This is a genomic window from Neobacillus niacini (assembly GCF_030817695.1).
Classification (GTDB): domain Bacteria; phylum Bacillota; class Bacilli; order Bacillales; family Cytobacillaceae; genus Neobacillus; species Neobacillus niacini_F.
Genome location: NZ_JAUSZQ010000002.1, coordinates 1296720 through 1322579, shown reverse-complemented (window position 1 = coordinate 1322579; position 25860 = coordinate 1296720). Strand labels below are relative to the sequence as shown.

The 25860-nt window shown below is 38.5% G+C and carries 26 protein-coding genes and 1 other RNA gene; 5 read left to right on the top strand and 22 right to left on the bottom strand.

Annotated elements, in window-relative coordinates:
• Window positions 1-21 precede the first annotated feature (21 nt).
• The 7 genes from QFZ28_RS06750 to nadE all read right to left on the bottom strand — a co-directional run bounded on the left by QFZ28_RS06750 (window position 22) and on the right by nadE (window position 7943).
• Window positions 22-990 (bottom strand): ABC transporter substrate-binding protein, encoded by a 969-nt coding sequence (locus tag QFZ28_RS06750; protein ID WP_307193939.1) that lies wholly within the window; start codon window positions 988-990, stop codon window positions 22-24.
• A gap of 330 nt (window positions 991-1320) precedes the next feature.
• On the bottom strand, window positions 1321-2082 hold the full coding sequence (locus QFZ28_RS06745) for a DeoR/GlpR family DNA-binding transcription regulator (protein WP_307193938.1): 762 nt from the start codon (window positions 2080-2082) through the stop codon (window positions 1321-1323).
• Between the two features lie 1002 nt (window positions 2083-3084).
• Window positions 3085-3819, bottom strand: a complete 735-nt coding sequence (locus tag QFZ28_RS06740) for an amino acid ABC transporter ATP-binding protein (protein ID WP_307193937.1) — start codon at window positions 3817-3819, stop codon at window positions 3085-3087.
• 20 nt (window positions 3820-3839) lie between these two features.
• Complete coding sequence (locus tag QFZ28_RS06735) at window positions 3840-4535, bottom strand: amino acid ABC transporter permease (RefSeq protein WP_307196966.1); 696 nt, start codon at window positions 4533-4535, stop codon at window positions 3840-3842.
• Window positions 4522-5355, bottom strand: a complete 834-nt coding sequence (locus QFZ28_RS06730; protein ID WP_307193936.1) for an amino acid ABC transporter substrate-binding protein — start codon at window positions 5353-5355, stop codon at window positions 4522-4524. The genes QFZ28_RS06735 and QFZ28_RS06730 overlap by 14 nt, the downstream gene beginning before the upstream one ends.
• 118 nt (window positions 5356-5473) lie before the next feature.
• A complete protein-coding gene (locus QFZ28_RS06725) occupies window positions 5474-6904 on the bottom strand; it encodes an amino acid permease (RefSeq protein WP_307193935.1) in 1431 nt (476 codons plus the stop codon).
• Window positions 6905-7121: 217 nt separating this feature from the next.
• On the bottom strand, window positions 7122-7943 hold the full coding sequence (gene nadE / locus QFZ28_RS06720) for an ammonia-dependent NAD(+) synthetase (protein ID WP_307193934.1): 822 nt from the start codon (window positions 7941-7943) through the stop codon (window positions 7122-7124).
• A gap of 151 nt (window positions 7944-8094) precedes the next feature.
• Here nadE and QFZ28_RS06715 point away from each other — a divergent pair, with 151 nt between their 5' ends.
• A complete protein-coding gene (locus QFZ28_RS06715; protein WP_307193933.1) occupies window positions 8095-8607 on the top strand; it encodes an acyl-CoA thioesterase in 513 nt (170 codons plus the stop codon).
• A gap of 30 nt (window positions 8608-8637) precedes the next feature.
• On the opposite strand, the gene QFZ28_RS06710 is transcribed toward QFZ28_RS06715, so the two are convergent.
• The 3 genes from QFZ28_RS06710 to QFZ28_RS06700 all read right to left on the bottom strand — a co-directional run bounded on the left by QFZ28_RS06710 (window position 8638) and on the right by QFZ28_RS06700 (window position 10997).
• A complete protein-coding gene (locus tag QFZ28_RS06710) occupies window positions 8638-9609 on the bottom strand; it encodes a cation diffusion facilitator family transporter (RefSeq protein ID WP_307196965.1) in 972 nt (323 codons plus the stop codon).
• Between the two features lie 135 nt (window positions 9610-9744).
• Entirely contained in the window at window positions 9745-9978 is a 234-nt protein-coding gene (locus QFZ28_RS06705) for a hypothetical protein (protein WP_307193932.1), read from the bottom strand.
• Between the two features lie 11 nt (window positions 9979-9989).
• Window positions 9990-10997, bottom strand: a complete 1008-nt coding sequence (locus tag QFZ28_RS06700) for an AI-2E family transporter (protein WP_373428120.1) — start codon at window positions 10995-10997, stop codon at window positions 9990-9992.
• 239 nt (window positions 10998-11236) lie between these two features.
• Here QFZ28_RS06700 and QFZ28_RS06695 point away from each other — a divergent pair, with 239 nt between their 5' ends.
• The 3 genes from QFZ28_RS06695 (at window position 11237) to QFZ28_RS06685 (ending at window position 12758) form a co-directional block, all read left to right on the top strand.
• A complete protein-coding gene (locus QFZ28_RS06695; RefSeq protein WP_307193930.1) occupies window positions 11237-11455 on the top strand; it encodes a hypothetical protein in 219 nt (72 codons plus the stop codon).
• Window positions 11456-11515: 60 nt separating this feature from the next.
• Entirely contained in the window at window positions 11516-12148 is a 633-nt protein-coding gene (locus QFZ28_RS06690) for a DUF2085 domain-containing protein (RefSeq protein WP_307193929.1), read from the top strand.
• A 145-nt stretch (window positions 12149-12293) separates the two neighbouring features.
• A complete protein-coding gene (locus tag QFZ28_RS06685; RefSeq protein ID WP_307193928.1) occupies window positions 12294-12758 on the top strand; it encodes a hypothetical protein in 465 nt (154 codons plus the stop codon).
• 71 nt (window positions 12759-12829) lie between these two features.
• Here the strand turns inward: QFZ28_RS06685 and QFZ28_RS06680 are convergent, their stop codons facing one another.
• The 3 genes from QFZ28_RS06680 to QFZ28_RS06670 are packed head-to-tail and all read right to left on the bottom strand — an operon-like array spanning window position 12830 to window position 14615.
• Window positions 12830-13177 (bottom strand): 2Fe-2S iron-sulfur cluster-binding protein, encoded by a 348-nt coding sequence (locus QFZ28_RS06680; protein ID WP_307193927.1) that lies wholly within the window; start codon window positions 13175-13177, stop codon window positions 12830-12832.
• A complete protein-coding gene (locus QFZ28_RS06675) occupies window positions 13177-14025 on the bottom strand; it encodes a family 1 encapsulin nanocompartment shell protein (protein WP_307193926.1) in 849 nt (282 codons plus the stop codon). The genes QFZ28_RS06680 and QFZ28_RS06675 overlap by 1 nt, the downstream gene beginning before the upstream one ends.
• Window positions 14026-14045: 20 nt before the next feature.
• Window positions 14046-14615 carry an IMEF encapsulin system ferritin-like cargo protein gene (locus QFZ28_RS06670; RefSeq protein WP_307193925.1) on the bottom strand — a complete coding sequence of 190 codons (570 nt, stop codon included), beginning with the start codon at window positions 14613-14615 and terminating at the stop codon, window positions 14046-14048.
• Between the two features lie 166 nt (window positions 14616-14781).
• Here QFZ28_RS06670 and QFZ28_RS06665 point away from each other — a divergent pair, with 166 nt between their 5' ends.
• On the top strand, window positions 14782-15456 hold the full coding sequence (locus QFZ28_RS06665) for a spore coat protein (RefSeq protein ID WP_307196964.1): 675 nt from the start codon (window positions 14782-14784) through the stop codon (window positions 15454-15456).
• A 91-nt stretch (window positions 15457-15547) separates the two neighbouring features.
• Here the strand turns inward: QFZ28_RS06665 and ssrA are convergent.
• The 9 genes from ssrA to QFZ28_RS06620 form a co-directional block, all read right to left on the bottom strand.
• Window positions 15548-15907: a transfer-messenger RNA gene (ssrA, locus tag QFZ28_RS06660) on the bottom strand.
• Window positions 15908-16054: 147 nt separating this feature from the next.
• Window positions 16055-16522 carry an SsrA-binding protein SmpB gene (gene smpB, locus QFZ28_RS06655; protein ID WP_283862093.1) on the bottom strand — a complete coding sequence of 156 codons (468 nt, stop codon included), beginning with the start codon at window positions 16520-16522 and terminating at the stop codon, window positions 16055-16057.
• A 599-nt stretch (window positions 16523-17121) separates the two neighbouring features.
• A complete protein-coding gene (gene rnr, locus QFZ28_RS06650; RefSeq protein WP_307193924.1) occupies window positions 17122-19479 on the bottom strand; it encodes a ribonuclease R in 2358 nt (785 codons plus the stop codon).
• Between the two features lie 20 nt (window positions 19480-19499).
• A complete protein-coding gene (locus tag QFZ28_RS06645; protein WP_307193923.1) occupies window positions 19500-20246 on the bottom strand; it encodes an alpha/beta hydrolase in 747 nt (248 codons plus the stop codon).
• Between the two features lie 141 nt (window positions 20247-20387).
• Complete coding sequence (gene secG, locus QFZ28_RS06640; RefSeq protein ID WP_179595247.1) at window positions 20388-20621, bottom strand: preprotein translocase subunit SecG; 234 nt, start codon at window positions 20619-20621, stop codon at window positions 20388-20390.
• Between the two features lie 339 nt (window positions 20622-20960).
• Window positions 20961-22259, bottom strand: coding sequence for a phosphopyruvate hydratase (gene eno, locus QFZ28_RS06635; RefSeq protein ID WP_307193922.1), 1299 nt, complete (start codon window positions 22257-22259; stop codon window positions 20961-20963).
• A gap of 29 nt (window positions 22260-22288) precedes the next feature.
• Window positions 22289-23821: a 2,3-bisphosphoglycerate-independent phosphoglycerate mutase gene (gene gpmI / locus QFZ28_RS06630; protein WP_307193921.1), complete on the bottom strand. Its 1533-nt coding sequence runs from the start codon at window positions 23819-23821 to the stop codon at window positions 22289-22291.
• Window positions 23814-24575 (bottom strand): triose-phosphate isomerase, encoded by a 762-nt coding sequence (tpiA, locus tag QFZ28_RS06625; RefSeq protein ID WP_307193920.1) that lies wholly within the window; start codon window positions 24573-24575, stop codon window positions 23814-23816. The genes gpmI and tpiA overlap by 8 nt, the downstream gene beginning before the upstream one ends.
• Before the next feature lie 33 nt (window positions 24576-24608).
• A complete protein-coding gene (locus QFZ28_RS06620; protein ID WP_307193919.1) occupies window positions 24609-25793 on the bottom strand; it encodes a phosphoglycerate kinase in 1185 nt (394 codons plus the stop codon).
• Window positions 25794-25860 lie beyond the last annotated feature (67 nt).

The following is a 25860-nucleotide window of genomic DNA, read 5'->3' as shown; positions in this document are numbered from 1 at the left end:
TACACCACTAAGGGGTATGGATTACCATCCCTTATAGGAATCAACATTTTCCTGAGTGATAAATTCAGTTGGAATAAGAACCTCTGACTCAACTTTCTCTCCATCAATGATTTTTAATGCCAAAGCGACACCATCGATCACCATCTGGTTAGGGAATTGTGCGGAAGTACCCGCAAAGCTTCCACCTTTTTTCAAAGCATCCACCGCTGCAGGTGCGCCGTCCACACTTACCACGAAGAATTCATCTTGTCTGCTTGCTTGTTCTTGAGCAATTTGTACTCCGGTAGCTTCTTCATCATTGATGGTAAAAACGGCATTGATTTCTTTATTTGCAGTAAGGATACTTTCCATTACCGTTAGTGCCTTTTCACGGTTTCCTTCACCGTTTTGTTTTGCAACAACCTTAATGTCTGGATATTTGCTAATCACTTCGTTAAAACCTTTTATTCGGTCTGTTACTGCAGAAACGGGAGGACCATCAATAATTACAATGTTACCCTTTCCATCAAGTTGCTTCACAAGGTACTCTGCCGCTAATCTGCCTGCTTGAACGTTATCAGACATAACGACTGTGTCAATGCCACCCTCTGCAAATCCATCAAGAGCCACAACCGGAATGCCTGCTGATTTTGCTTGAGCAACCGCACCTGCAATACCAGCAGAATCAAATGGGCTCAACAAGATTAAATCAACTTTCTTTGTAATGAAATCTTCGATTTGTGCTGTTTGTTTCGCGAGGTCATGATCCGCACTTACCGTGATCACTTCCGCATCATACTTAGAAGCCACTTCTTTAGCACCTTTGGACATTGCTACGAAGAACGGATTACCTAATGTTGGAACAGTTAAACCAATTTTAAGTTTTTTATCAGTATCATTATTTTTATCTTTATTATCAGAACTAGAAACGTTTTCATTATTGCCACATGCACTTAATAAGAATAAAGTGACAATTACTAGTACAATGCTAAAAATTTTCATATTTTTCATAGTGTGCAACCCCCGAATAATAGTTAGTAAAAGATTTTTAAATAAGTCAATCCTTGTAAAAAAATCAGTTATGCTCTACTATGAAAATGAGTGCTAAAATTTTATTGATTTTAGTTAAACTCAAGCAAAGGTGTGATTTAGGGCTAAATTCCATTTGGTCGTGGGAGCCTGAATCGCATCTTTTTTTGTGAATTTTTCTCATTTTCATACCTTATGAAAGAGCTGTTCCTCTTTATAGGCCTCACCTCCTAAACTTCAATCAAACCCCTTTAAACCGCTTTCATCTTCAAGCGCTTTCATTTATCTTGTTAGTTTATTAGGCCACCAAGATTAGACAATATGAACCGTAATACCCGCTTCATTAATGCGATTAACTACCGTCTTAGGTGCTGCACTATCAGTTATTAAAAAATTTATGTCATGAATATCCGCAAACTTTGAAAAACTTACCTGACCTATTTTGGTATGATCTGTGATGAGAATTACCTTTTTCCCGCAAGCGATCATCTTCTTTTTTATTGCTGCCTCTGTTAAATTTGGGGTGGTTAAACCATTTTCAACATCAACACCATTCGTTGCAATAAAGGTTTTGTCTACACGGATTTGGTCAAAACAAATCTCAGCTAAAGGACCGACTAACGCTAGAGTTTCAGCGCGTAGACTTCCTCCACATAAAACCACTTCTATTCCTGGTACATCCTTTAACTCGTTGGCACAGAGGATTGAATTCGTTACAACCCGTAGGCTTGAAAAGTTTCGTAGTTCTTGAGAAAGATAATAAGTAGTAGTACCCGAATCAAGTAAAATGCTTTCTCCGTTTTCAATAAACTTAGCAGCTTCCTTTGCTATAGCCTTTTTCTCTTCCTGAAAAGTCACTTCTTTCTCATTGTAAGTCGGTTCAAACGTCACACTTTGGAATAGGACAGCACCACCATGTGTTCTTTTTAACAATTGGGCTTCCTCTAGTTCCTTTAGGTCCCTGCGTATTGTTGATTCAGACAAATTGAAGTATTGGCTTAATTCTTGCACATCCACCCTAGAATTTTTGTTAAGTAAATCTAAAATGGCAGATTTTCTTTCTATACCGTACACAAAATCAATTCCCTCTTATTTTTTTAGAATGTAATGATTATTTCAGATGATTTATTTGAATGAATTTGCTTAATTATGCTCACTTTTGATTATATGTGTATTTTTCCCAAAACACAATATAAATTTGGAAGATTCACAAAAATCCAAAATGTATTTTCACAATTTTTAATGACATTAGATTTTGTAACAGGATAATTGAAATACATCATAGATATAGCTTTATTAATTCCGAAGCTGGAGAGCCCCAACTAAACGTTGTATCAAATATCTATTAAATTTGTATTACCACATAGATTTTGTGTCAAAGATTATAGAATCATGTATAAAAGCAAATGAAAAATCCTCCCCCGAGTAAGGAGAGGATAATGAAAATGGACTCCTCGTATAGGAGCACAGTCATTCGATGATTGTAATCATTTTCGACATCATATGAAACCAAATGATTTTTGGCCAACCGCCTTAATAAAGCTTGATACATTTCAATACTTAATGGCAGCTTGAACGGTAGTGGTACCAATCGCAGCAGCTCTTAAAGGTAAATTAAACAATGAATGTACCCTAGCTTTTTGTGAGTGGCCTAAAAAAGAACGAATCGTTGTCGTACCCCATCTCGATAACTGTCAATATATTTGAGGAATTGAGTAAATTATATTAATAATGTTAAAGGTTAACTTTTCTCCCTATTTACAACTAATTACTTTTTTTAACTCCCTTTGCGTTTTTAAACTTATTAAACTTTAATTCTGTCGATTTCAAAAAACATTTTATAAAAAAATTATTTTTGTGAATCTCAATGTGAAGATAAAAATTTTTAAAAGATAGTTACATAAGAATTGCAATAAAAAAAACAAAATATTTGAATAATCCAAAAACTGTGTAGGTAGGTGATAAATAATACTGTTTGTTTTATCTTTTAACCCAATCCATATATGGTTATCGAATTATTTGCAACTAAATTTTACCTAAATAATAAAAAAAGTGCTCTGACTTTTGCCATAGCACTTACTGAATCATATTTAAAAATTTCTTTGTCCGCTCTTCTTTTGGATTGGTGAAGATTTCTTCTGGTTTGTTTCTCTCAACCACCACACCTTGATCCATAAATATAACCTCATCTGCCGCCTCTCTAGCGAAGCGCATTTCGTGTGTAACGACAATCATCGTCATGCCTTCGTTTGCGAGATCCTTCATGACTTTTAAAACTTCCCCTACCAGTTCAGGGTCTAAGGCAGAGGTCGGTTCATCAAACAGCATTACCTTTGGCTCCATTGCTAATGCCCTGGCAATTCCAACCCTTTGCTGCTGCCCTCCTGAGAGCTGTGCAGGGTAAAAATCGATTTTATCCCCCAGCCCTACCTTTTCTAAAAGTGTTTGAGCCTTTTTTCGAGCGAAATCCTTATTCTCTCTTTTTACAATTATCGGTCCCTCCATCACATTTTCAATGGCGGTTTTATGAGGGAATAAGTTGTAGCTTTGAAAAACCATCCCTGTTAATCTGCGAAAGGATGCAATGTTTTTTTTCGGTACAGTCCTTGAAAAGTCAAGGGTGTTCCCCTCAATTGAAATAACTCCTTTAGTTGGTGTTTCTAATACATTTAAGCAGCGAAGCATGGTGGTTTTCCCTGAGCCAGAAGGTCCTATAATTACTACTACATTCCCTTTAGCTACCTCTAAGTCTATCCCTTTTAGAACCTCTAATTTACCGAATTGCTTATATAATCCTTGAATGGAAATCATGTAGTCTAGCCTCCCTCCTATTACACGTACCGATCGAGTTTCTTTTCAAAGTATTGTTGGATAATGGAAAGGATAAAGCAAATTACCCAATAGATCAGTGCCGCTTCAGAATAGACTAATAAAAATTCATAATTGCTTGCAGCTATTTCCTGGGCTTTGCGAAACATCTCAGATACAAGCACTAGGGAAGCAAGGGAAGTGTCCTTTACGAGACTAATAAACGAATTGGAAAGTGGAGGAATCGATACTCTAGCTGCCTGTGGCAGAATAATTCTTCTTAGCACTTGAGAGTAACTCATTCCAATGGAATAGCCTGCTTCCCACTGCCCTTTCGGAGTTGAAAGAATCGCAGCACGAATAATTTCAGACGTGTACGCTCCAACACTTAATGAAAAACCAATAACTGCTGCTATGTAGGAATCAATAATGATTCCAATATTCGGAAGACCATAAAAAATAATAAAAAGCTGTACTAATAACGGTGTTCCACGAATGGCTGAAACATAGACTCTTGCAATGATTTGAAAAACCTTCACATGAGAGATTCGAGCCAAGGCAGTTAAAATCGCTAAAACCAAACCCACAATAAAAGTTATGATGGTTAACGGGATTGTATAAAAAATAGCCCCTTTCAAAAGGGGCAGAAAGGAACTTTGAGCAATTTCGATTAATCGTGCCGTTCGCTCTGGGTCAGTAAAAATACTATTTAAGTACATCTTCACCAAACCATTTCTCAGAGATTTTTTTGTATGTGCCGTCTTCAACCATTTCTGTTAAAGCCTTATTTACTTCGGCAACAAGCTTATCACTGCCTTTTCTAAACATAAGCCCGCTGGCAGACGCATCTTCACTTGTCGCGGCGATTTTTATTGGCGCCTCTGGTCTTTGCTTTGTATAATCTAAATACGAAATTCGATCGTTAATTGTCACGTCAACACGCTTAGAAGCAAGTAGTTCAACAGACTGAGTAAAGCCTTCGACACCAACTAAATTGGCACCATATTTTTTTGCCATGTCTCCATAGTTACTAGTCAGCGATTGAGCAGCGTTTAAGCCTTTAATATCCTCAAAAGTCTTTACCTCATTATTATCCTTGTGAACAATGAGAACAGCCGCAGATGTAATATAGGGATCAGAGAAATCGTATTTTTCCTGACGGTCAGGACGAATTCCAACCTGGTTCGCAATCATGTCAAATCGCTTGGCATCGAGTCCTGCAAAGATGGCATCCCACTGCGTCTCTTTGAACTCAGGTTTTACCCCTAATCGTTTTGCAACTTCTGTTGCAATCTCAACATCAAATCCGGTAAGATTACCACTCTCATCATGAAAAGTGAAGGGTGCATATGTACCTTCTGTTCCAATTAGCAGCTTTCCCTCATCCTTAACTTTAGCTAATAAATCTTGGTCCTCGGCTTTTTCTGCGGTCTTCGTGTCTTCTTTTTTATCTTCCTTCGCTTTTTCATCTTTACCGCATGCGGAAAGAATCAAAAGAGTGCTGAGTAAAAGTGCGAGTATAATCATTGGTTTCTTCATATTAGTACCTCCTATATAAGTTCTGGGCAAAACCAATACAATATAATGTTATCGTTCCCATAAAAATCATAAAAATGTAAAACACCTGCCATATAGACAGGTGTTCTCACACTTTTTATTAAGCTGACAATAATTTTTTTTGTTCTTGACCTGCAGTACGCTTTTTCTTGAGGGGACCATAGAAGAAAATTCCGCTTGATAAAAGTACTATTCCTAATATAAAGGTCTTTAGGTCAGAAGTTCCTGAAATAATCACCCAAACTGAATAGATGGTAGCAACAGTTGCAATGACTCCATCTATCATTCTTGATTTTAAATTGTTGTTGTAGGATTCACCTGTAATAACTAATTTCAACTGATAAACAGAAGCAATAAAATAAGGTACTAAATAGGCTAGCGTTGCAATGACAATAATAAAATCAAAGGCTCCTGAAATCGACTTTGATACAGTTGAAAAGATAAAGATCTGTGCGATTCCATTTGTTAAAACTAGCGAAAAGATTGGCAGTCCTTTTTTGTTTTCTTTTATGAAAGCAGGAAGAAATAATCCTTGCTTTGCCGCTTGATAGGGTACTTCAGCACTTAACATTACCCAGCCAATCGTGGAACCAAATAAGCTGACTAAACCAATTGCTGCTAATACTTTCCCACCGATTGGTCCCATTACTGTTTGAATCGCATCAATTAATGGTTTTTCGGAATGGATAAGTGTATTTTGGTCCAACATCCCCATCACGAGTGTGCTAATCCCAATATAAATGCCTAACGCGATAAAAAGCCCAACAATCGTTGCCCGTTTAACATCGATTTTCCTCTTCGCACGGGACGCAAACACAACAGCAGATTCTAATCCACAGAATGCCCATAGTGTCACCAATGCCGCATTGTTAACCTGTGACATTAAACCAAATGTTTGACCTGAGTCACTTATTCTCGTGTCTACCATAGGCAAGATATTTGTTTTATCAAAGGCAAAGAGTCCAACAATGATAAACAGTAGAAACCCTGTGACTTTTGCAGCTGTTGCTGCGAAATTTAATTTCCCAGCACTTTCTAATCCGCGTAAAATAATAAAATGTGTACCCCATAATAGAACGGTACAAACAATAAATGTTAACCCATTGCCAACTTTTAGCGTATAACCGCCAATTGTAAACCAATCAGCCTGACTAGTTAGGATCGGAAAAAAGGTTGATAAATATCCGGCAAACGTTGTAATAATCGCGACATTACCAGCTACGTTCCCAATCCAGTAACCCCATGATGCCATAAAACCTGAAAGGATTGATGCACCCGATTCTGGTTTAAAAAGCTCCTTCGCATAAATTTGCGGACCGCCCGTTAAATCTGGTTTCCGAATAGCCAAGTTACCGAAAACAAGTGCAATCATTAGTACACCAATTCCAGTAAGAAGCCAAGCTAACATAACTCCCCCAGGGCTTGCTGCTTCAGATAAAGAGCGTGGAAGCATAAAAATACCTGAGCCGACCATATTTCCGACGACTAATGCCGTTAATACCCAAAAGCCTAATTTATTTGAAATCCCCAAGATGTAACCTCCTATTAAGTAATACGGATTAGTACCAATAATTATTATAGCAATGTAATAATACGAACTACTGCTATAACAGTCAATGGAAAAATATATCCACACAATAGTATTTAAACATAAAAAAATAGCAAAGTAATCCTTCGTGTTGATTACATTACTATTTTGAAATAAATTGGCATTAACATCGCAAAAAAAGAAGGGTGGTCCCTTCTTTTTACTTCCACCAGTGGTCAAACATAGTTGCTGGCAACTGACGTTTATGTTCTGTAGCGAGATAACGCTGTTCAATTTTTTCAGCTATGTTTTTAGAAACAGGTTTTCCTTCCAAGTAATCATCAAGGTCATCATACGTAATTCCCAATTCTGTCTCATCTGCTTGACCTGGCTTTTTATCGAGCAAATCAGCCGTGGGTACTTTTAAATAAAGCTCTTCCTCTGCCCCTAGCTCTTTTAGTAATTCTCTGCCTTGGCGTTTTGATAGTCCGCTTAACGGCAGGACATCTGCTCCCCCGTCACCATACTTTGTAAAAAATCCTGTAACGGCTTCAGCTGCATGGTCTGTACCGATGACAAGAAGTCCTTCCATACCTCCGAAGGCATATTGCGCAATCATTCTCATTCTTGCCTTCACGTTTCCTTTATGGTAATCACTTAATGGCCCGCCATTCGTAACGGAATTATATTCTGCTTGAACACCGTCGACCGCACCTTGTATGTTAAATGTATACTCACGGTCAGCACGTATGAATTTCATAGCACGGACAGCGTCTGCTTCATCCTGCTGAACCCCATAAGGTAAACGAATAGCAATAAATAACGCATCATTTCCTTCCTGACGAAGTTCTTCAACTGCCAATTGGCATAACCGCCCAGCAAGCGTTGAATCCTGTCCTCCGCTAATTCCCAGCACATACCCTTTTGCCTTTGTCTTTAACAAATAGCTTTTCAAAAATTGGATTCGATTCCGAATCTCCTCTTTTGGATTAATCTCAGGTTTTACATTTAATGTCTGGATAATTTCTTTTTGCATCGTCATTACTTAACCCCCATCCTATGTATTCATATATGTAATTTATCATAATTGCTTATTGTCCGCTTATTTCTAGCCTCTATTCTTTTCCATTTAAATGATTATATAATATAATTCTAGTTTAAAATATATTTATCCTAGGTAATGGAGGAAGAGAATGGACGCAAAAACATGTAATGAATCACGAGTGGTTCGGACGGGCAGAATTTTCCCGAATGATGTAAATAATCATAATACCTTATTTGGGGGCAAGTTAATGAGTGACATGGACATGGTTGCCTCCATTTCAGCTGTACGACATGCTCGAAAAGAAGTTGTTACTGCCTCAACAGACTCTGTTGATTTTTTAAGTCCGATCACTCAACAGGACTCTGTATGTATTGAATCTTTCGTTACCTATACCGGAACGAGTTCAATGGAGGTTTTCGTCAAAGTGATTGCAGAAAACCTAATAACGGGTATTCGAAAAATTGCAGCTACCGCTTTTTTAACCTTTGTGGCGTTGGATGAAGATGGAAAACCAACAAAGGTTCCTGGGATTATTCCTGAAACGGAAGAAGAAAAAAAGCTGTTTGAAACAGGAAAGGATCGAGCTGAAAAACGTAAAGAACACCGTAAAAGCAGTAAGGAACTAGCAAGTTATTTTACAACCGAAAAACCATGGGAATGAAGATAGGCTGCTATTTTAGCTAGCCTATCTTTATTTTTTCACCATGGATTCATTGTTCCACGTCCTTACTCCATCTTCTTCATCAAACTCAATTGTGACATCAACTACGCCTTTTTCTGCCATTAATTTCTCCTGTAAACGGTCTTTAATATCATCTGCAGCCGCTATCGTTAGACTCGGGTCAATCTCAATTTCCAATTCCACATGCAAATCTTCCCCTTCTTTAATTACTGCAAGGTCTTGGATATCTGTAACATCAGGGTCAGACATCACTAATTGACCAATCTTCTCTTCCATTTCCTCATCTGCCCTGCCAAGAACACCTGCAGCATTATCCAAAAATACTCGACCGACAACGAAGAACATCATTAGACCAATAAGTATCGAAGCAGCTCCTTCAACCCAATGGATATCCGTAAAATGTGAAATCACAACTGCAATAATAGCGAGTAAGCCCCCGCTTGTCGCGACTAAATCTTCCATGAATACAAGCTTTGTTGCTGGCTTCGCCCTGCCAAGATGGGCAAAACTTTTAAAAAAGACACTTGGACCACTTGCTGGTTCACCAACCTCATGCAAAACTTCCTTCATTGCCTTATAAAGAACATAGATTTCAAGTATTACGGCAAATGCGAGTACACCTACATTAATGAAGAACCCTTCTGATTCAGCAGGGTGAAGAATATGATGATAACCTTCTTGGATGGTTTCAAAAGCCATGATACCAACGATTAAGACCGCACCCAATAAGACTAAGTTTACCAAGCGGCCAAATCCGTTCGGAAAGCGATTGGTTGGCGACTTCTTGCTTAAGGCAGAACCAATGAATACGAAAACCTGGTTTGCCGCATCACCCAAACTATGCATCGTTTCTGCAAACATCGCAACATTTCCAGTAAACATATAGGCAACGCCTTTAGCGATGGAAATAATCGTGTTAACGATAGCTGCAATCAAAGCGGACTTGTTACCTTTTCTTAATAAACTAAATAATTCTCCCACTATATCCCTGCTTTCTCCTGCATGTTTAGTTATCTTTACTATTTTCAAAAAAGAAAGATTTCATGAACAGAGCCGCTTTCCTAATGAGGGAGATTTCTCCAAAAATAAAAACCCCCATCGCAGGAGGTTAAGATGTTATACATTTTTCAATACCAAAAACAATCGGTTATTTCTCTGATTCTTTTCTTCTTCTGAAGCTAAATCATATTTTTTTAATAAATGAAACACTTCATTTAATAGATCTTGTGTATGTTCTTTAGTTAGGAACTGTTCAAACAATGGCTTCATGTCTTCCGGAAGAAACGCTTCTTGAGATTCAAACTTACTTCTTACATCTTCTTGTGAATGATTAAGTTTGCATTCGCTCATTACAACACCCTCTAAACTTTCTTATGATCTGTAACTTCTAAAACATCCAATATGAAAACAAAGACCGGAATACCGATGATTAAACCCCAAACTCCGAAGAAATGTTCAGAAAAGATTAATACTAGGAAAGTATAGAAAACCGGTAAGTTTGTTTTGGACGACATTAAATTCGGATTCAAAATATAGGCTTCGATTGCATGGATAATCATAATCGCAATAAAAACATATAGTACGGTCATAATGCCGCCAATACTATACCCTATGATAACCAGTGGAATCAAAGAAATGATTACCCCGGCAACCGGAATCAATCCCAGGAATAGAATCATGATGGACAGTCCACCCAATTGCGGGAAGCCAAAAATCCATAATGCAATGGTTGTCAGAATACAGTTAACGACGGCAATGATTAATTGCGCTTCGATTACCTTCCCGAAGGTACCGACGAATTTTAGTGAAAAGAATTCTATCTCTGCATAAATAGATGCCACTTTACTCGTTTTAAATTTTTTCGTAAATTCAATTAAACGAGGTTTTTCTAATAGGTAAAATAAGCTCATTAACAGAGCAATTAGGATTTGCAAACCAAAGGTACTAATATCTGTAAAATAGGTAATTAAAAAGGTAAAGCCTCTCTCCAAATAATTTGATATCTGAATTTCCTCAAGACGGCTTACCAAATAATTTAATATAATGTTATCGTGCTCTTTCGTATAAAATGCTGTAATCTGTTTTATTAATGCTGTTATTTCTCCTATTATCATTGGTAAGTATTTCACAATACCGTAAGTGAGAAGGCCTACAATGGTGGAATAGGATGCGATAACAAGTATTTTTCGGTTGAGTGGTATTTTTCTACTCAAGAAGATCACTAACCGGTCCATTAAAAAAGTAAAGATAAAGGTAAATAAGATCAAATTGATCATATCTTTTAGTCCGTAAAGAACTAAAGCAAGTAAGACAAAAATCGAAATTCTTTTAAAACCGCTGCTTTTAATTAGATTATTTATCATATTAATTTACCAAACCCCATTTTTATGTCCTAATGAACTATGTAATAACTTTATTATAACAAATAAGTACATGATTGTTACTTTTAAGAATGAATCTTTTTATAAAATTGGATTGATTCTATAGACCCAGGAATCGATAGAAATTTATAAAAGCAGACAGGCAAATTATCCTTCCCCTTCACATACATATCCAAAGAGCGTGAAATTAAATAATTGGTGGAATTTTTTATACGGAGGGGATTTATTTGTCGAGAGGTCAAAGAGCACTTTTATACATTTTGTCCTTTATCATACCAGTTGTGGGAATAATCCTTGGGATCGTTTGGATGAATGATCAAGATTTAGACAAGAAAGCCATCGGAAAGACCTGTTTAATCGTTGGTATTGTTTCCATTGTCCTTAGTTGTATTTGCTGGTTTGCCGCTTCAGCCCTATCCGTAATCCCTGCCTTTATGACATACTAAATTGAGAGAGAACCCAGTTTATACGAATGAATTGGGTTCTTAATTGTAGGAGTGGTTGGATTGCTTCATGAATTTTTGCATTTTTTCGGTAGGGCGATATGTCATCAGTTAGAAGAACGATCGCTCCAAGTATCCGGTGAGGCCCTAGCAGTTTGCGCGAGAGATACTGGGATTTATATAGGTATATTTTCTACGCTTATTTATTTGCATTTTTCAAAGCGAAAACAAAGTATTACGATTCCTTCTATTAATATAAGCTTTTTGCTTCTGTTATTTCTCGTTCCATTAATAATAGACGGTCTAGGGTCGTATACACACCTATTTGAATCCAATAATCCTCGGAGATTATTGACTGGGATTGCCTTTGGGCTCGTATTACCTTATTTTATTTATCCGCTGCTATCAAAGAGATCCCTTGAACATGGAAGTGTACCTGTTCTAGGCAAGATTAAGGATTTATTTATTCCACTTGTGCTGAGTATTTTTTTAGGTGGACTATTTTACTGGGGACAACCTTCTCATATCGTACTTGATTGCTTTATTATTTTTTCAGTCATAAGTTGGTTTTGTATAATGGCTACCTTTCTAGTTTCGTTCATTCATAGAGTTTGGTTAAGGCTTACTTTTTCAGTACTTGTTAGTTTATCATTCCTCAGCATTCTCTCATTCGCAAATATACTGATACCTTCATAACTCCTTTAAACTATAATTTTGGGGAATTCCCATTAATTGGAGTATCCTTTTTCGTTAAAAATTGACCAGAAATTCCATTGACAATGATTCTCATTATCTATAAAATTATGAGTATAAACAACTTTGGAAATGAGGGATCATCATTATGTTTAACATGCTATTTGGGTTAAAGGATATTCATACGGTAATTGCGAATCAACGGAAAATTGGTGGTGCTGCAGAAGCAGACTCTATTCGTCTTTCTTCCGGTGAAACCTATCTAAACCCAGTGTTTACGAATGTTGATTTCTCTAAAGGACAGTATATATCTGTTGGTTTTATTGATGGAGAGGGACAAAACATCATTGCCCATGTGGACCAAATTGCAGTTATTAAAGGACTAGAGCATAAATTAATCTGCCAGCTGAATAACACTTATATCAAACAAATGCTCGTCCGTGATACTTTACAATACCTGCAGAAGCTATGCGAAGTTAACGCTGGATTTGTCACAAAGACGTTTAAAAAAGAAGCATTGAGACTTGTTCAGGATATTAGTGTAAATGAATTAAACAAACACAATATCTCACTTCCATTCCCAGTTGAAGATAAAATAATAAAATTAGCATAAAAAAAACGAGGTCCTGTTAAATGGACCTCGTTTTTTTGAAAGTGATTAATCCTGCTTTTAATCGGAATTTTTTATAGTATTTCAGCCTGACAAGCCAAGCGGTAACCGTTGGTTATCTCATTCTTTAGCTTCTTCTTCTCCTGTTCATTTGGAGCAGATATTCCGGGACCTTTTAACACTTTGACCGTACACTGACCGCACGTTCCTTTGCGGCATTTATATTGAATTGGCTTACCTTGATTCAAGGCAGCATCCAACAACTTTCCTTTTACTGGCTGAATTTCCATCCTTTTTCCGTTTTGCTCTACAATAACGCCTTCTGTTTTGACTTTTTTACTCTCGGTTTGCAATGGTGCTGGTGGTTTTACAATCAGCCTTCCTGGAATAAGGGATCCGACTGTTAATACTCGGTTCTTCATTAATCCCCCATAGATTCCAATGTGCAAATGGCAGAAGGCCGCTTTATTCGTAAAACAACGGTTTCGTAAACACGGAATGGATGGTTCATCCCTTCTACACCCAAGTAAGCTGTATCAAAGTCCTCTGAAATAGCCAAATCGAGATTGTTTCTTCCTGTATTTAGCAACACTCCAGATCTTCCTTTTAAAACAGGTGATTGGAACACTCCATCCGTAACCAATTCCCGTATATGTTCAATTTCTAGGACATTCGTATCACGATGAACACGATGAACTAGAGAATACAACTGCGGCGACAGCACAAGGGCAAATGGTCCATTGTGGTTCATCTCAAGCAATTTATTCCTTGCATCAACCACATCCTGAAAGGCATTTCCAGATTCATACCATTCACCGATTAAATGTGTTAAGCGCCCAGGTACATTCATTAAACCTGGAATATCAAATTCCTTCGTGCCGTGGAAAATCATTTGATCCTCTAGAATCGCTACATCTCGGGCTGCATTGGCTGCCGCGGAAAAATCAATCGGGATATCTAATACCTTTGCCTGGTCTATATCACGCCAATATAATACGAAATCTTTATAAAGCAATGGAATGGTGTAGTTCACCCTTTTACTATTCTCAATATCGGTATCGAAGGAACCCTGAAAATCCATTTTTGCTTCTAAGTTTTCTGAGAAAATGTCATTAAAAATGCTTTGTACACCACGACCTAATGGGCCATATAATTCAATAAAGCGGCGGCCTACAAGCTGTCTTCGAGCTGCTTCAATCACTGTTTGATCCAATTGCGTAAACTCTTGACTTGATAACGGTGAATCTGGGTATAATTGTAATTTATTCATTAGTCTGTCCTCTCTTTTCCTTATATTAAGCTTCCCACCGAAAATCCTCTTCTCTGTTTAGTCTGAGGAGTATGGGCAATTACTGTTACAGCAGCTGACCGGTCTAAATGATCATGGTGCTCATCATGGTGGGCATGTGGATCCACATAGTTGGTGTCAAATCGACTGTTAATATCGAATAGCATTTGTTTTACTTGCTGGTAATCCTTATACGATACTTCCCTTAAACCATTTAGTAGGCTGCTCCGCTCTTGATCGGTGAAACGAAATAGCGCCAAATCAAGATGTTCGACAAAATTATGTAAACCGAATTTTTCAAGATTAAGCTCTTGTAAAAGTCGATTGAATTCGTTGTTGGTTGGAGAAAACTCTTTCTCATCTTTGACTTCTTGAAACTTCTGAATATGTGGGATCAGTACGACTAATCGAGATAGACGCTGTTCCTCTTCTTCATAAATATGGTGATAGTACAGTCTTTCATGTTCATCAGCCGCATTTTGAATAACTGGATCAAGCATATTCATAAATTTTTCAATTGCGTCTTTGGTTGTGGTAAATATCTGATAAAAAATCCTTAGTTCTTCTTGCACTTTTCACGCACCTCCTAATACTCACTACCTGTCATTATTGACGATTTTTTTTTTTCTAAAACCTTTAGGTTACAATCTTTTGAAAAAATTGTTCAAGTGAATAACTCTGGTCAATTGATACATAATAACAATGGCTATTATAATCAATTAGGAGGAGAAAATTATGATGCAAAACCAGCAGGGACAAATGCACCAAAACATGCATACAGGGAATGTACCTCCACAACTTAATCATGGAGGTCATGAGGTAATCGACTTAAATGAAGTTCTAGGAGCAGCTATTGGAACCATGAATTCCTACATGTTACTACGCCAATATGTAAAAGACCCTGAACTATTGGACATTCTTGACCGCCAATATAAATTTATGCAGGATGAATATAACATCACGTTAGAGTGCTTTAAGACAGGTCAAAACCCATCTCATCCAACTTCCAAATATATGATGAATCAAGGAAATGACTTTATTTATGGAATGAAGCTTTCTCAGCCGAAGAAGCCTTTCCAATCTGTGTCAGAGATTAATGATGAATACATTTCAAGCTGTATGCTTACATCTTGTAAATCTGGAGCTTCGATGAAAACGATGGCAGCACTAGAAACAACGAATCCTGTTGTTCGCCGTGTGCTGGCTGATTCTATACCAAATTGCATAGAAATGGGCTATGAACTCTCTATTTATCAAAATAAACACCATTACTATCAAGTACCTCAGCTTGCAGAGCAGGATATGAATACCTACCGGAATGCATTCGCACCTGCACAAGGGCAAGCAATGGGACAGCCAATGGGGCAAATGCCAAATAATAATATGAATATGAACAATAATATGCCACATTAAAACGAAAAAGCTATCCCTTCTTCATGAAAGGATAGCTCTTTTACAAATAAAAAAGACCAGCGTCAGCTGATCTTGTTATCCACCTTATGTATGGTGGAGACGGCGGGAATCGAACCCGCGTCCAAAGATATCGGCACTTAAGCTTCTACGAGTGTAGTCGACATATTGGCACTTCGCTGATCCTTTTGCCTATCGACAGGCGTCCGGTCAGCTAGTCTGGTTGTTCTCTTCCTTCGCCCTCAGACGGTGGACTCCGGCGTAGCCTACTAAGAGTGAGTCCGCTACCCTACCACATAGGCGATGGAGGGGCGAACAGCTATGCAGTTATTAAGCTGCGAAAGCTAGGTTGTTGTTAGTTTTGCCAGTTATAGGCGTTGACGTTTTAACGAGGCCGATCCCCTCGACTCGCAACCCAAGCTCGAACTACCCCTGTCGAATCCGTAGCGCCCCCATATAAAATGAGCTGAAATCTACTTAAAGATTAAAGCTGCAGACGTTAGGATGCTCAACAATAGTTTGAGCAAAAGTTATCATCGCTCCTTAGCGACAAACTTATTATAACACACTGAGCGAATTTTTCAATTGTAAGTATTTGTAATTATATTTTCTGACGGTCGCGGAAGGCACGCTCGATATCACGCTTTGCCTCTTTTTGCTTAAGAACCTCACGTTTATCATAATTCTTTTTACCCTTTGCTAACCCTAATAAAACCTTCGCAAACCCATTTTTCAAATAAATCTTTAATGGGATCAGTGCATAACCAGCTTCTCTTGTTTCTCCAAAAAGCTTATTAATTTCCCGCTTATGGAGCAAAAGCTTTCGCTGCCTTAATGGGTCATGATTATAGCGATTCCCTTGTTCATATGGGCTTACATGCATATTTAATAAATGCATTTCACCATTGTGGATTCTTGCATAGGAATCCTTTAAATTCACTTTGCCAGCGCGTATTGATTTGATTTCTGTACCTTGAAGAACAATACCAGCCTCATATGTTTCTTCAATAAAGTAATCATGGTATGCCTTCTTATTTTGCGCAACAACTTTTCCTTCACCTTTTGGCATGTCTCTCACCTCGTTATGGGTTCATTTTAGCAGAAAACTGTATTCATAACAATTGAAAGAGGACCTCGTATAAGGCTAACAGGTTCCGTTAACTACCGCAATTAAAAATGTAATGCAAAACGGCCATCAAATTGTATGGTAATTTGGAGGTCTATTTTGTTGATATAAAGGGATTTCGATAATTATTTTGGGAGAATTTGTAGTGCAATTGTATATTAAAATGTGGGGGTAAAATAGCCAGTTAGCGCAGCAAAATTCAAAACATTTTTACTTGCAAATAGATATAAGCTGTTGTTTTTTTTAGGGTTAGGCTCTGTTATAACTGAATGTTGATTTTACTGAATATGAAAAATAAACGGAAAAATTCCGGCTAAATTGGGAAATACCCATATTTCCTTAAAAATAAGGGGAGTTTTTCCGCTTATATTATCCAAATCTTTGGATTTTGTCTTTTTTAAAGCAGTTAACCGGAATATCTCCGCTTATATCTGTTTCTTAAGCTTCCCCTATATAGATTAGCAGGAATTTCTCCGCCTATGAATTCTCATACCAACACAAAAATCTACACTGAGAGGGCGAGTATAAGGCCCTCTCCTAAATTATCTTTTCTTATTTTTACGTTTAGTGCTTTTATTCTTAGGTACATTATCGTAAAATTTCTTTTTCTTTCGTGTGCCAGATCCTTGACCTGTTCCGCCTCCACGTGCTTCAGACTTTTGCCCATCGCCTCGACCTTCTTGTTTATTACGGCGCGGCTTCTTCGTATCGCTGCCTGTTTTAAATACTCTCGGGGTCTCTGAACGCTCTCGGCGTGTACCTTTCATACCAACGACCTCAAAGTCGATGGAACGCTCGTCTTTATTGACTTTTACCACGCGTACAGTTATTTCATCGCCAATTCGGAACACATTCCCTGTCCGCTCACCAATCATGGCAAAATGGCGCTCGTCGAATCGATAGTAATCATCTGTCAAATAGCTGACATGAACGAGACCTTCAATGGTATTTGGAAGCTCAACAAACATCCCAAAATTGGTTACCGAGCTAATGATACCATCATACTCTTCACCAATCTTATCTTCCATATATTCGGCTTTCTTAAGCTCATCCGTTTCACGTTCTGCATCAACAGCCCGGCGCTCCATTTTCGATGAATGCTGAGCAATTTCAGGCAATCTGGCATTCCATTTTTCCCTCGTCGCCTCATCTATCTTGCCTTCAATTAAATACGTCCGGATTAAACGATGGACGATGGTATCCGGATACCGTCGAATTGGCGATGTGAAATGAGTATAAAACTCTGTTGATAATCCAAAGTGACCTAGGCTTTCAGGATCGTATTTTGCCTGCTGCATGGACCTAAGCATAACAGTCGAAATAACCATCTCTTCTGGTTTCCCTTGGACCTCTTCAATAATTTCCTGCAACGCTCTTGGATGGACATCATTCGCTGTTCCTTTTACAATGTAGCCAAAGTTGGTGATAAACTCGAAGAATCTTCTAAGCTTATCTTCTTTTGGATCTTCATGGATTCGATAAATAAACGGTACTTCCATCCAATGAAAATGCTCTGCAACTGTTTCATTGGCCGCAAGCATAAATTCTTCGATTAATCTTTCTGCCACTGAACGTTCACGAAGAACAACATCTACCGGTTTACTATCTTCATCGACCAAAACCTTAGATTCTTTAAAGTCGAAATCAATCGCACCGCGCTTCATTCTCTTCTCGCGCAAGATTTGGGCGAGTTCCTCCATTTGTTCAAACATCGGAACAAGTGATTCATAGCGGGAACGTGTTTCCTCATCTTTATCAACTAAAATCTTATTTACATCAAAATAAGTCATTCTCTCAGTAGTCTTGATGACACTCTGAAAAATCTCATGATTAACAACTTGACCTTCTGGATTAATTTCCATATCACATGATAACACCAGCCGGTCAACTCGTGGATTTAGTGAACAAATTCCATTTGATAACCTGTGTGGAATCATTGGAATTACTCTATCCACTAAATAAACACTTGTGGCGCGTTCTTCTGCCTCAAGGTCGATTGGCGTTCCTTCTTTTACATAATAGCTGACATCTGCAATATGTACGCCAAGCTTATAGTTGCCATTTTCAAGCTTCGTTACAGTAACCGCATCATCAAGATCTTTCGCGTCAGCCCCGTCTATCGTAACAATCGTTTGATTCCGTAAATCACGGCGGTTCGCCAATTCGCTTTCATCAATCGTATCAGGTGTCTCATTTGCCTGCTTTAATACTTCATCAGGGAAAGCCATAGGCAGCCCATGCTTATGAATAACAGAAAGAATATCCACACCCGGGTCATTTTTATGGCCCAATACAGTGATAACTTCTCCTTCAGCACTTTTACGGCCTTCCGGATAGGTAGTAAGCTTAACCACCACCTTATGGCCTTCTACCGCACCTTTAGATGCTGACTTTGGAATAAAGATATCACTTGCGAATTTCTTATCATCCGGGATTACAAAGCCAAAGCTTTTGCTTTCCACATAGGTACCAACGATTTGCTGCACGCCTCTTTCCAAAATGCGAATAATACTTCCTTCTCTTCGCTGTCCGGAAGTTTCGGAGGCTATTCTGGCAAGAACCGTATCACCATGCATGGCATTGTTCAGTTCATTCGGCGGTATGAAAATATCATCCATACCCGGTTCATCCGGTATCACAAACGCAAAACCTTTTGCATGACCCGTAAGCTTACCGCGAATAAGGTTCATTTTTTGCGGAAGCCCATAACGGTTGCTGCGCGTACGGACAACAAGTCCTTTTTCCTCCATTTGAACTAGTGCTTTTACAAATTCCTTAAACTCGCTCGAGTCGGAAATTCCAAATGCTTCTTCCAGTTCCTGAACTGTCAAGGGTTTGTAAGCCTCGTCCCTCATATATTGTAAAAGCTTATCAACGTGCTGTTGAATATTATCTTCCAATAAGATCCCTCCTCAAAGGATTAATTCTGCCAATCCAATTTTTCTAAAAAGGCGTAAATATCTTCATGAAGCTGATCACGTTCTTTATCTAACGTAATCACGTGTCCCGATTCCTCATACCATTTAATTTGTTTGTTTACGGACTCAACTTCATTGTAAATGATGTTTGCACTATCTGTGTTAATCATATTATCGTGGCGTGCTTGGACGACAAAGGTTGGAGCATAAATCATATCCACATGGTTGCGGACGTCAGAAATTAAAGATTGCAAAGCCTTTAAGGTTTTCATTGGCGTTTTTGCAAACTCATTCATTTCTAATTCAATTTGATCATCCGTTTTCCCTTCCCGTACTTTATATTCGCGGGCATAGTCGAGAATTCCTTGATACATCACTTCTTCACTTTTTATATACATAGGTGCACACATCGGTATAATACCCTTTATAGGTACAGTGTAACCCAATTTCAACGAAAATACGCCGCCTAGTGAAAGTCCTCCAACTGCAATTTCCTCATAGCCTAAATTTTTCAAAAAATTATAACCCTTTATAACGTCCTGCCACCAATCTTCTGGTCCCGTATGTACAAGCTCCTCTGGCGGGACTCCGTGTCCTTTATAATGGGGAGCATGACAGGTATATCCCCTTTTTTCTAAAAAGCGCCCCAACATCCGAACATCAGCAGAATTACCGGTAAAACCGTGAAGCAATAGAACAGCTCGTTTACCTCCTTTAAAGGTAAAGGGCTGAGGTGCTGCAATCTTCATCATAAAAACTCCTTCAACTCTAATCAAATCCATTACCTTAGTTTAAGCAAACAATTGGGTAACATTCCAGAAAAAAGCCTTCGTTTGTTTTTTTATGCATAAAAAAAACCTGACATAAGCCAGGTTTTTGAGCATTCTTTATTAAACTTCGAAGTATGCAACTAACACTGCAAGAATAATGAAAAGAACCGCTAATACAACAGTAATACGATGTAAAATTAAATCAAGTCCTCGTGCTTTTTGCTTACCGAATAATTGTTCAGCACCACCTGAAATGGCACCAGATAATCCAGCACTTTTACCTGATTGCAATAAGACAACTAGAATAAGTCCAATACTAACAATTACTAATAATGTTACAACCAATGCATGCATGAAAGACACCTCCAGTAGTACGTACATTTCACAGTATTTTTAATGTATCATAAAATTGGTCTTTTAACAATACTAGTGTTTGTGTCAGCTTTTTGGAGATTACCATTTAGATTATATGCCTTCCAGAACGGTACCAGTGCCCCATCGGACCCTAATACCTTTTCTAGCTAGCATTGGGTCGTTTCAGCACCTCTGCATTGCACCCTAATTCTTTTTCCAACTAACTTTGGGTCACTCCAGCACCTCTGCGTTGACCCAAGACCGTATCCAACTAATATTGGGCACTCCAGAAAAAGAAAGGCACCCATTCGTCAATGAGTGCCTGTTCTTTAGTCATTATTATTTTTTAAGGTTATAGAAAGATTTTAAGCCGTTGTATTGTGCTGTTTCACCTAATTGGTCTTCGATACGAAGCAATTGGTTGTACTTCGCTACACGGTCTGTACGTGAAGGTGCACCTGTTTTAATTTGACCTGCATTTGTTGCAACAGCGATGTCAGCGATTGTGTTATCTTCAGTTTCACCAGAACGGTGAGAAATAACTGCAGTGTAACCAGCACGCTTCGCCATTTCAATTGCGTCAAAAGTTTCAGTTAATGTACCGATTTGGTTAACTTTGATAAGGATTGAGTTGCCGATTCCTTTTTCAATACCTTCAGAAAGCTTCTTCGTATTTGTAACGAATAGGTCATCACCAACTAATTGAACTCTCTTACCAAGACGTTCAGTTAGAAGTTTGTGGCCTTCCCAATCGTTTTCATCTAAACCATCTTCAATAGAGATGATTGGGTATTTATTTGAAAGCTCTTCGTACCAATCAACCATTTCAGCAGAAGTCTTAACAACGCCTTCACCTTTAAGATGGTATTTCCCATCTTCTTTGTTGTAGAACTCAGAAGACGCAGCGTCCATTGCTAAGAATACTTCTTCACCAGGCTTGTAGCCAGCTTTTTCGATTGCTTGTACAATCGTTTGAAGTGCTTCTTCGTTAGATCCTAGGTTTGGAGCAAATCCACCTTCATCTCCAACAGCTGTGTTAAGTCCTTTTTCTTTAAGAACAGACTTTAAGCTGTGGAAAATTTCTGTACCCATGCGAAGTGCTTCTCTGAAATTAGGAGCACCTACAGGCATAACCATGAACTCTTGAATATCAACGTTATTATCAGCGTGCTCTCCGCCGTTAACGATGTTCATCATTGGAACTGGAAGCTGCTTAGAGTTGAATCCGCCAAGGTATTGATATAAAGGAATATCCAAGTAGTTTGCAGCAGCATGAGCTACAGCCATAGAAACACCTAGAATCGCATTTGCACCTAATTTACCTTTGTTTTCAGTTCCATCAAGCTCGATTAAAGCTTGGTCAACAGCAACTTGATCTAAAACGCTGAACTCTTCTCCAACAAGATGTGGAGCAATAATTTCGTTCACGTTATCTACAGCTTTTAATACACCTTTACCAAGGTAACGCTCTTTGTCACCATCACGAAGTTCTACTGCTTCGTATTCACCAGTAGAAGCACCACTTGGAACTAAAGCACGGCCAAAAGCACCGGATTCAGTAAAAACTTCTACTTCAACTGTTGGGTTACCGCGGGAATCTAATACTTCACGTGCGTATACATCTGCAATAAATGGCATTTAATTTCTCTCCTTTTAATAAAAAAATTTTATTTAATTAATGAATTTCCTGTCATTTCTTCTGGCTGTTGTACACCAAGCAGCTTTAACATCGTCGGAGCTAGATCTCCTAGGATTCCACCTTCTCGTAACTCCACATCATTTTTTGTGATAATAACGGGAACTGGATTGGTGGTATGGGCTGTCATTGGCTCGCCTTCAAGAGTCATAACTTCATCTGCATTACCGTGGTCAGCTGTAATAATAGCCGTACCACCTTTTTCGAGAATTAAATCAACGATTTTACCTAAGCATTCATCCACTGTTTCGATTGCCTTCACAGTTGGTTCAAGCATTCCTGAATGCCCAACCATATCAGGGTTAGCAAAGTTTAGGATAATAGCGTCAAATTTATCATCTTGAATTTCTTTCAGTAGAGCATCTGTAACTTCATAAGCACTCATTTCAGGCTGCAGGTCATAGGTTGCAACTTTAGGTGAGTTAATGAGAATTCGCTCTTCTCCAGGGAACTTGTCCTCACGACCACCGCTCATAAAGAACGTAACATGTGGGTATTTTTCGGTTTCAGCAATTCTTAATTGCTTTAATCCATTTTGCGATAATACTTCTCCTAAGGTGTTATCTAAGTTAGAAGGCTTAAACGCAACATATCCATTTACCGATTCACTGAAGTGTGTTAAACATACAAAGAATAGATCCCTCGGGTGTTTCTCACCACGGTCAAACGGGCGGAAATCTTCATTTGTAAATACGTTAGAAATTTGGATTGCCCGGTCTGGACGGAAATTATAGAAAATGACTGCGTCATTGTCTTTAATTGTCGCAACAGGTTGTCCATCTTCCTTAGTAATTACGGATGGAATCACGAATTCGTCAAAAATTCCATGTTGATAGGAATCTTCTACTACGTCTAACGGGTTGGTATAGGTTGGGCCATCGCCATAAACCATGGAGCAGTATGCCTTTTCAACACGCTCCCAGCGCTTGTCACGATCCATTGAATAATAACGTCCAGAAATCGTAGCAAACTCACCAATGCCATACTCATTAATTTTATCCAAAGTCTGCTGAATATATTTAGCCGCTGTTTTCGGACCAACATCACGTCCATCAAGGAAACCATGAATATAAACCTTTTCTACGCCTTCTTCTTTTGCCATCTTCAAAAGAGCAAACATATGGTTAATGTGGCTGTGTACGCCGCCATCTGATAATAAACCAAATAAATGAAGGTTTGTTCCATTTTTCTTCACATGATCCATTGCGCTGCAGATGGTTTCATTTTTTACAAATTCACCTTCACGGATCGCAATATTCACACGTGTTAAGCTTTGGTAGACAATCCGGCCAGCACCGATATTTAAGTGGCCAACTTCCGAGTTACCCATTTGACCCTCTGGAAGACCAACTGCCTCACCGGAAGCCGTTAAATGTGAGTGTGGAAACGTACTCCAATAACGATCAAAATTTGGCTTTTTTGCATGAAAGACTGCATTCCCTTTTTGTTCATCCCTGCATCCAAATCCATCGAGAATGATGAGGGCAACGGGAGACTTACTCATAACTTCCTGCCTCCAATAACTGCAGGAATGAATTTGGCTCAAGGCTTGCTCCACCAACTAGAGCACCATCAATATCAGGCTGTGCCATGTATTCCTTAATATTTTCAGGTTTCACGCTGCCGCCATACTGAATTCTAACAGCATTTGCAACTTCTTCGCTGAATTGCTGAGATACCACTTGACGAATATGAGCACATACTTCATTTGCATCTTGTGCGGTTGAAGATTTGCCTGTTCCAATCGCCCAAATTGGTTCGTAAGCAATAACGGTTTGCTTTACTTGCTCATCTGTTAAACCAGCTAAAGCTTTTTGAATTTGTGAACCAACAAGTTCATTTGTTTCACCGTTTTCACGCTGCTCTAATGTTTCACCGCAGCAAACGATTGGCGTTAAGTTATATTTAAAAGCTGCAAGTGTCTTTTTATTAACACTTTCATCGGTTTCATTAAACATTTCACGACGTTCAGAATGCCCAAGTATCACATATTGAACCCCGATTTCAGCAAGAGGTTTTGGGCTGATTTCCCCAGTAAAAGCTCCGCTTTCTTCGAAATGCATGTTTTGGGCACCAATTTTGACATCGCTGCCTTCTGTTAGTTCCACAAGACTTTGTAAAAATAAAGCGGGTGCACAAATAACAGAATCCATTTTTTCATGATGGGGAACAAGACCTTTTACTTCCTCAGTAAAGCTTTTCGCCTCAGCTAATGTCTTATTCATTTTCCAGTTACCTGCAATAATCGGTTTACGCATTGTTACACAACCTTTCAAGATAGAAAGTTCTTATTATTTATCATTTAAAGCAACTACGCCTGGAAGTTCTTTACCTTCCATAAATTCAAGTGAAGCACCGCCGCCTGTTGAAATATGACTCATTTTTTCTGCTAAATTAAATTTCTCTACTGCTGCAGCAGAGTCTCCGCCGCCAATGACTGAATATGTACCTTCTGCTTCTGCAAGTGCTTCAGCAACAGCCTTTGTACCACCAGCAAATTTATCGATTTCAAACACACCCATTGGTCCGTTCCAAATCACTAATTTTGACTTTTGGATTACCTCACGATAAATTTCTCTTGTTTTAGGTCCGATATCAAGTGCTTCCCAATCTGCTGGTATTTCTTCGATTGCTACCTCTTTAGAATTTGCATCCGCAGAGAAATCATCGGCAACGATCGCGTCAACCGGCATATAGAAATTGACACCTTTTTCTTTAGCTTTTTCGATAAAAGAATTCGCTAAGTCGATTTTATCTGCCTCAAGAAGAGATTTACCAATTTCATGACCCTGTGCCTTAATAAAAGTATAAGCAAGACCGCCGCCAATGATTAGGTTATCAACCTTTTCTAATAGGTTTTCAATAACACCAATCTTGTCCTTCACCTTTGCACCGCCAATAATCGCGGTAAATGGACGTTCAGGATTAGATAGAGCTTTTCCGAGTACATCAAGCTCTTTTTCCATTAAAAGACCAGATACTGCAGGAAGATGGTGAGCAATACCTTCTGTGGAAGCATGTGCTCTGTGTGCTGCACCAAATGCATCATTTACATAGACGTCAGCAAGTTCTGCGAAAGATTTTGCAAGTTCAGGATCATTCTTCTCTTCACCTGGGTAAAAACGAACATTTTCAAGAAGAAGAACATCGCCTTCATTCATAGATTCAATGATAGATTTAACAGAATCACCGTATGCTTCATCCGCTTTTTGCACGTTCTTGCCAAGAAGTTCAGATAGTCTCACACCCACTGGAGTTAAACGCATTTCCTCTACTACTTTACCTTTTGGTCGTCCAAAATGGCTCGCTAAGATGACTTTAGCACCTTGATCGATTAGATATTGAATAGTAGGTAATGCAGCGCGGATTCTTGTTTCATCCGTGATTTTTCCATCCTGCATAGGAACGTTAAAATCAACACGGCAGAAAACGCGTTTTCCTTTTACATCTACATCTTTTAATGTTTTTTTGTTCATGTGAAAAGCTCCTCCTTATGTATTGACAGCATATTCCACAAAAAAAGGGAAGGGGGGAATGTTCCCC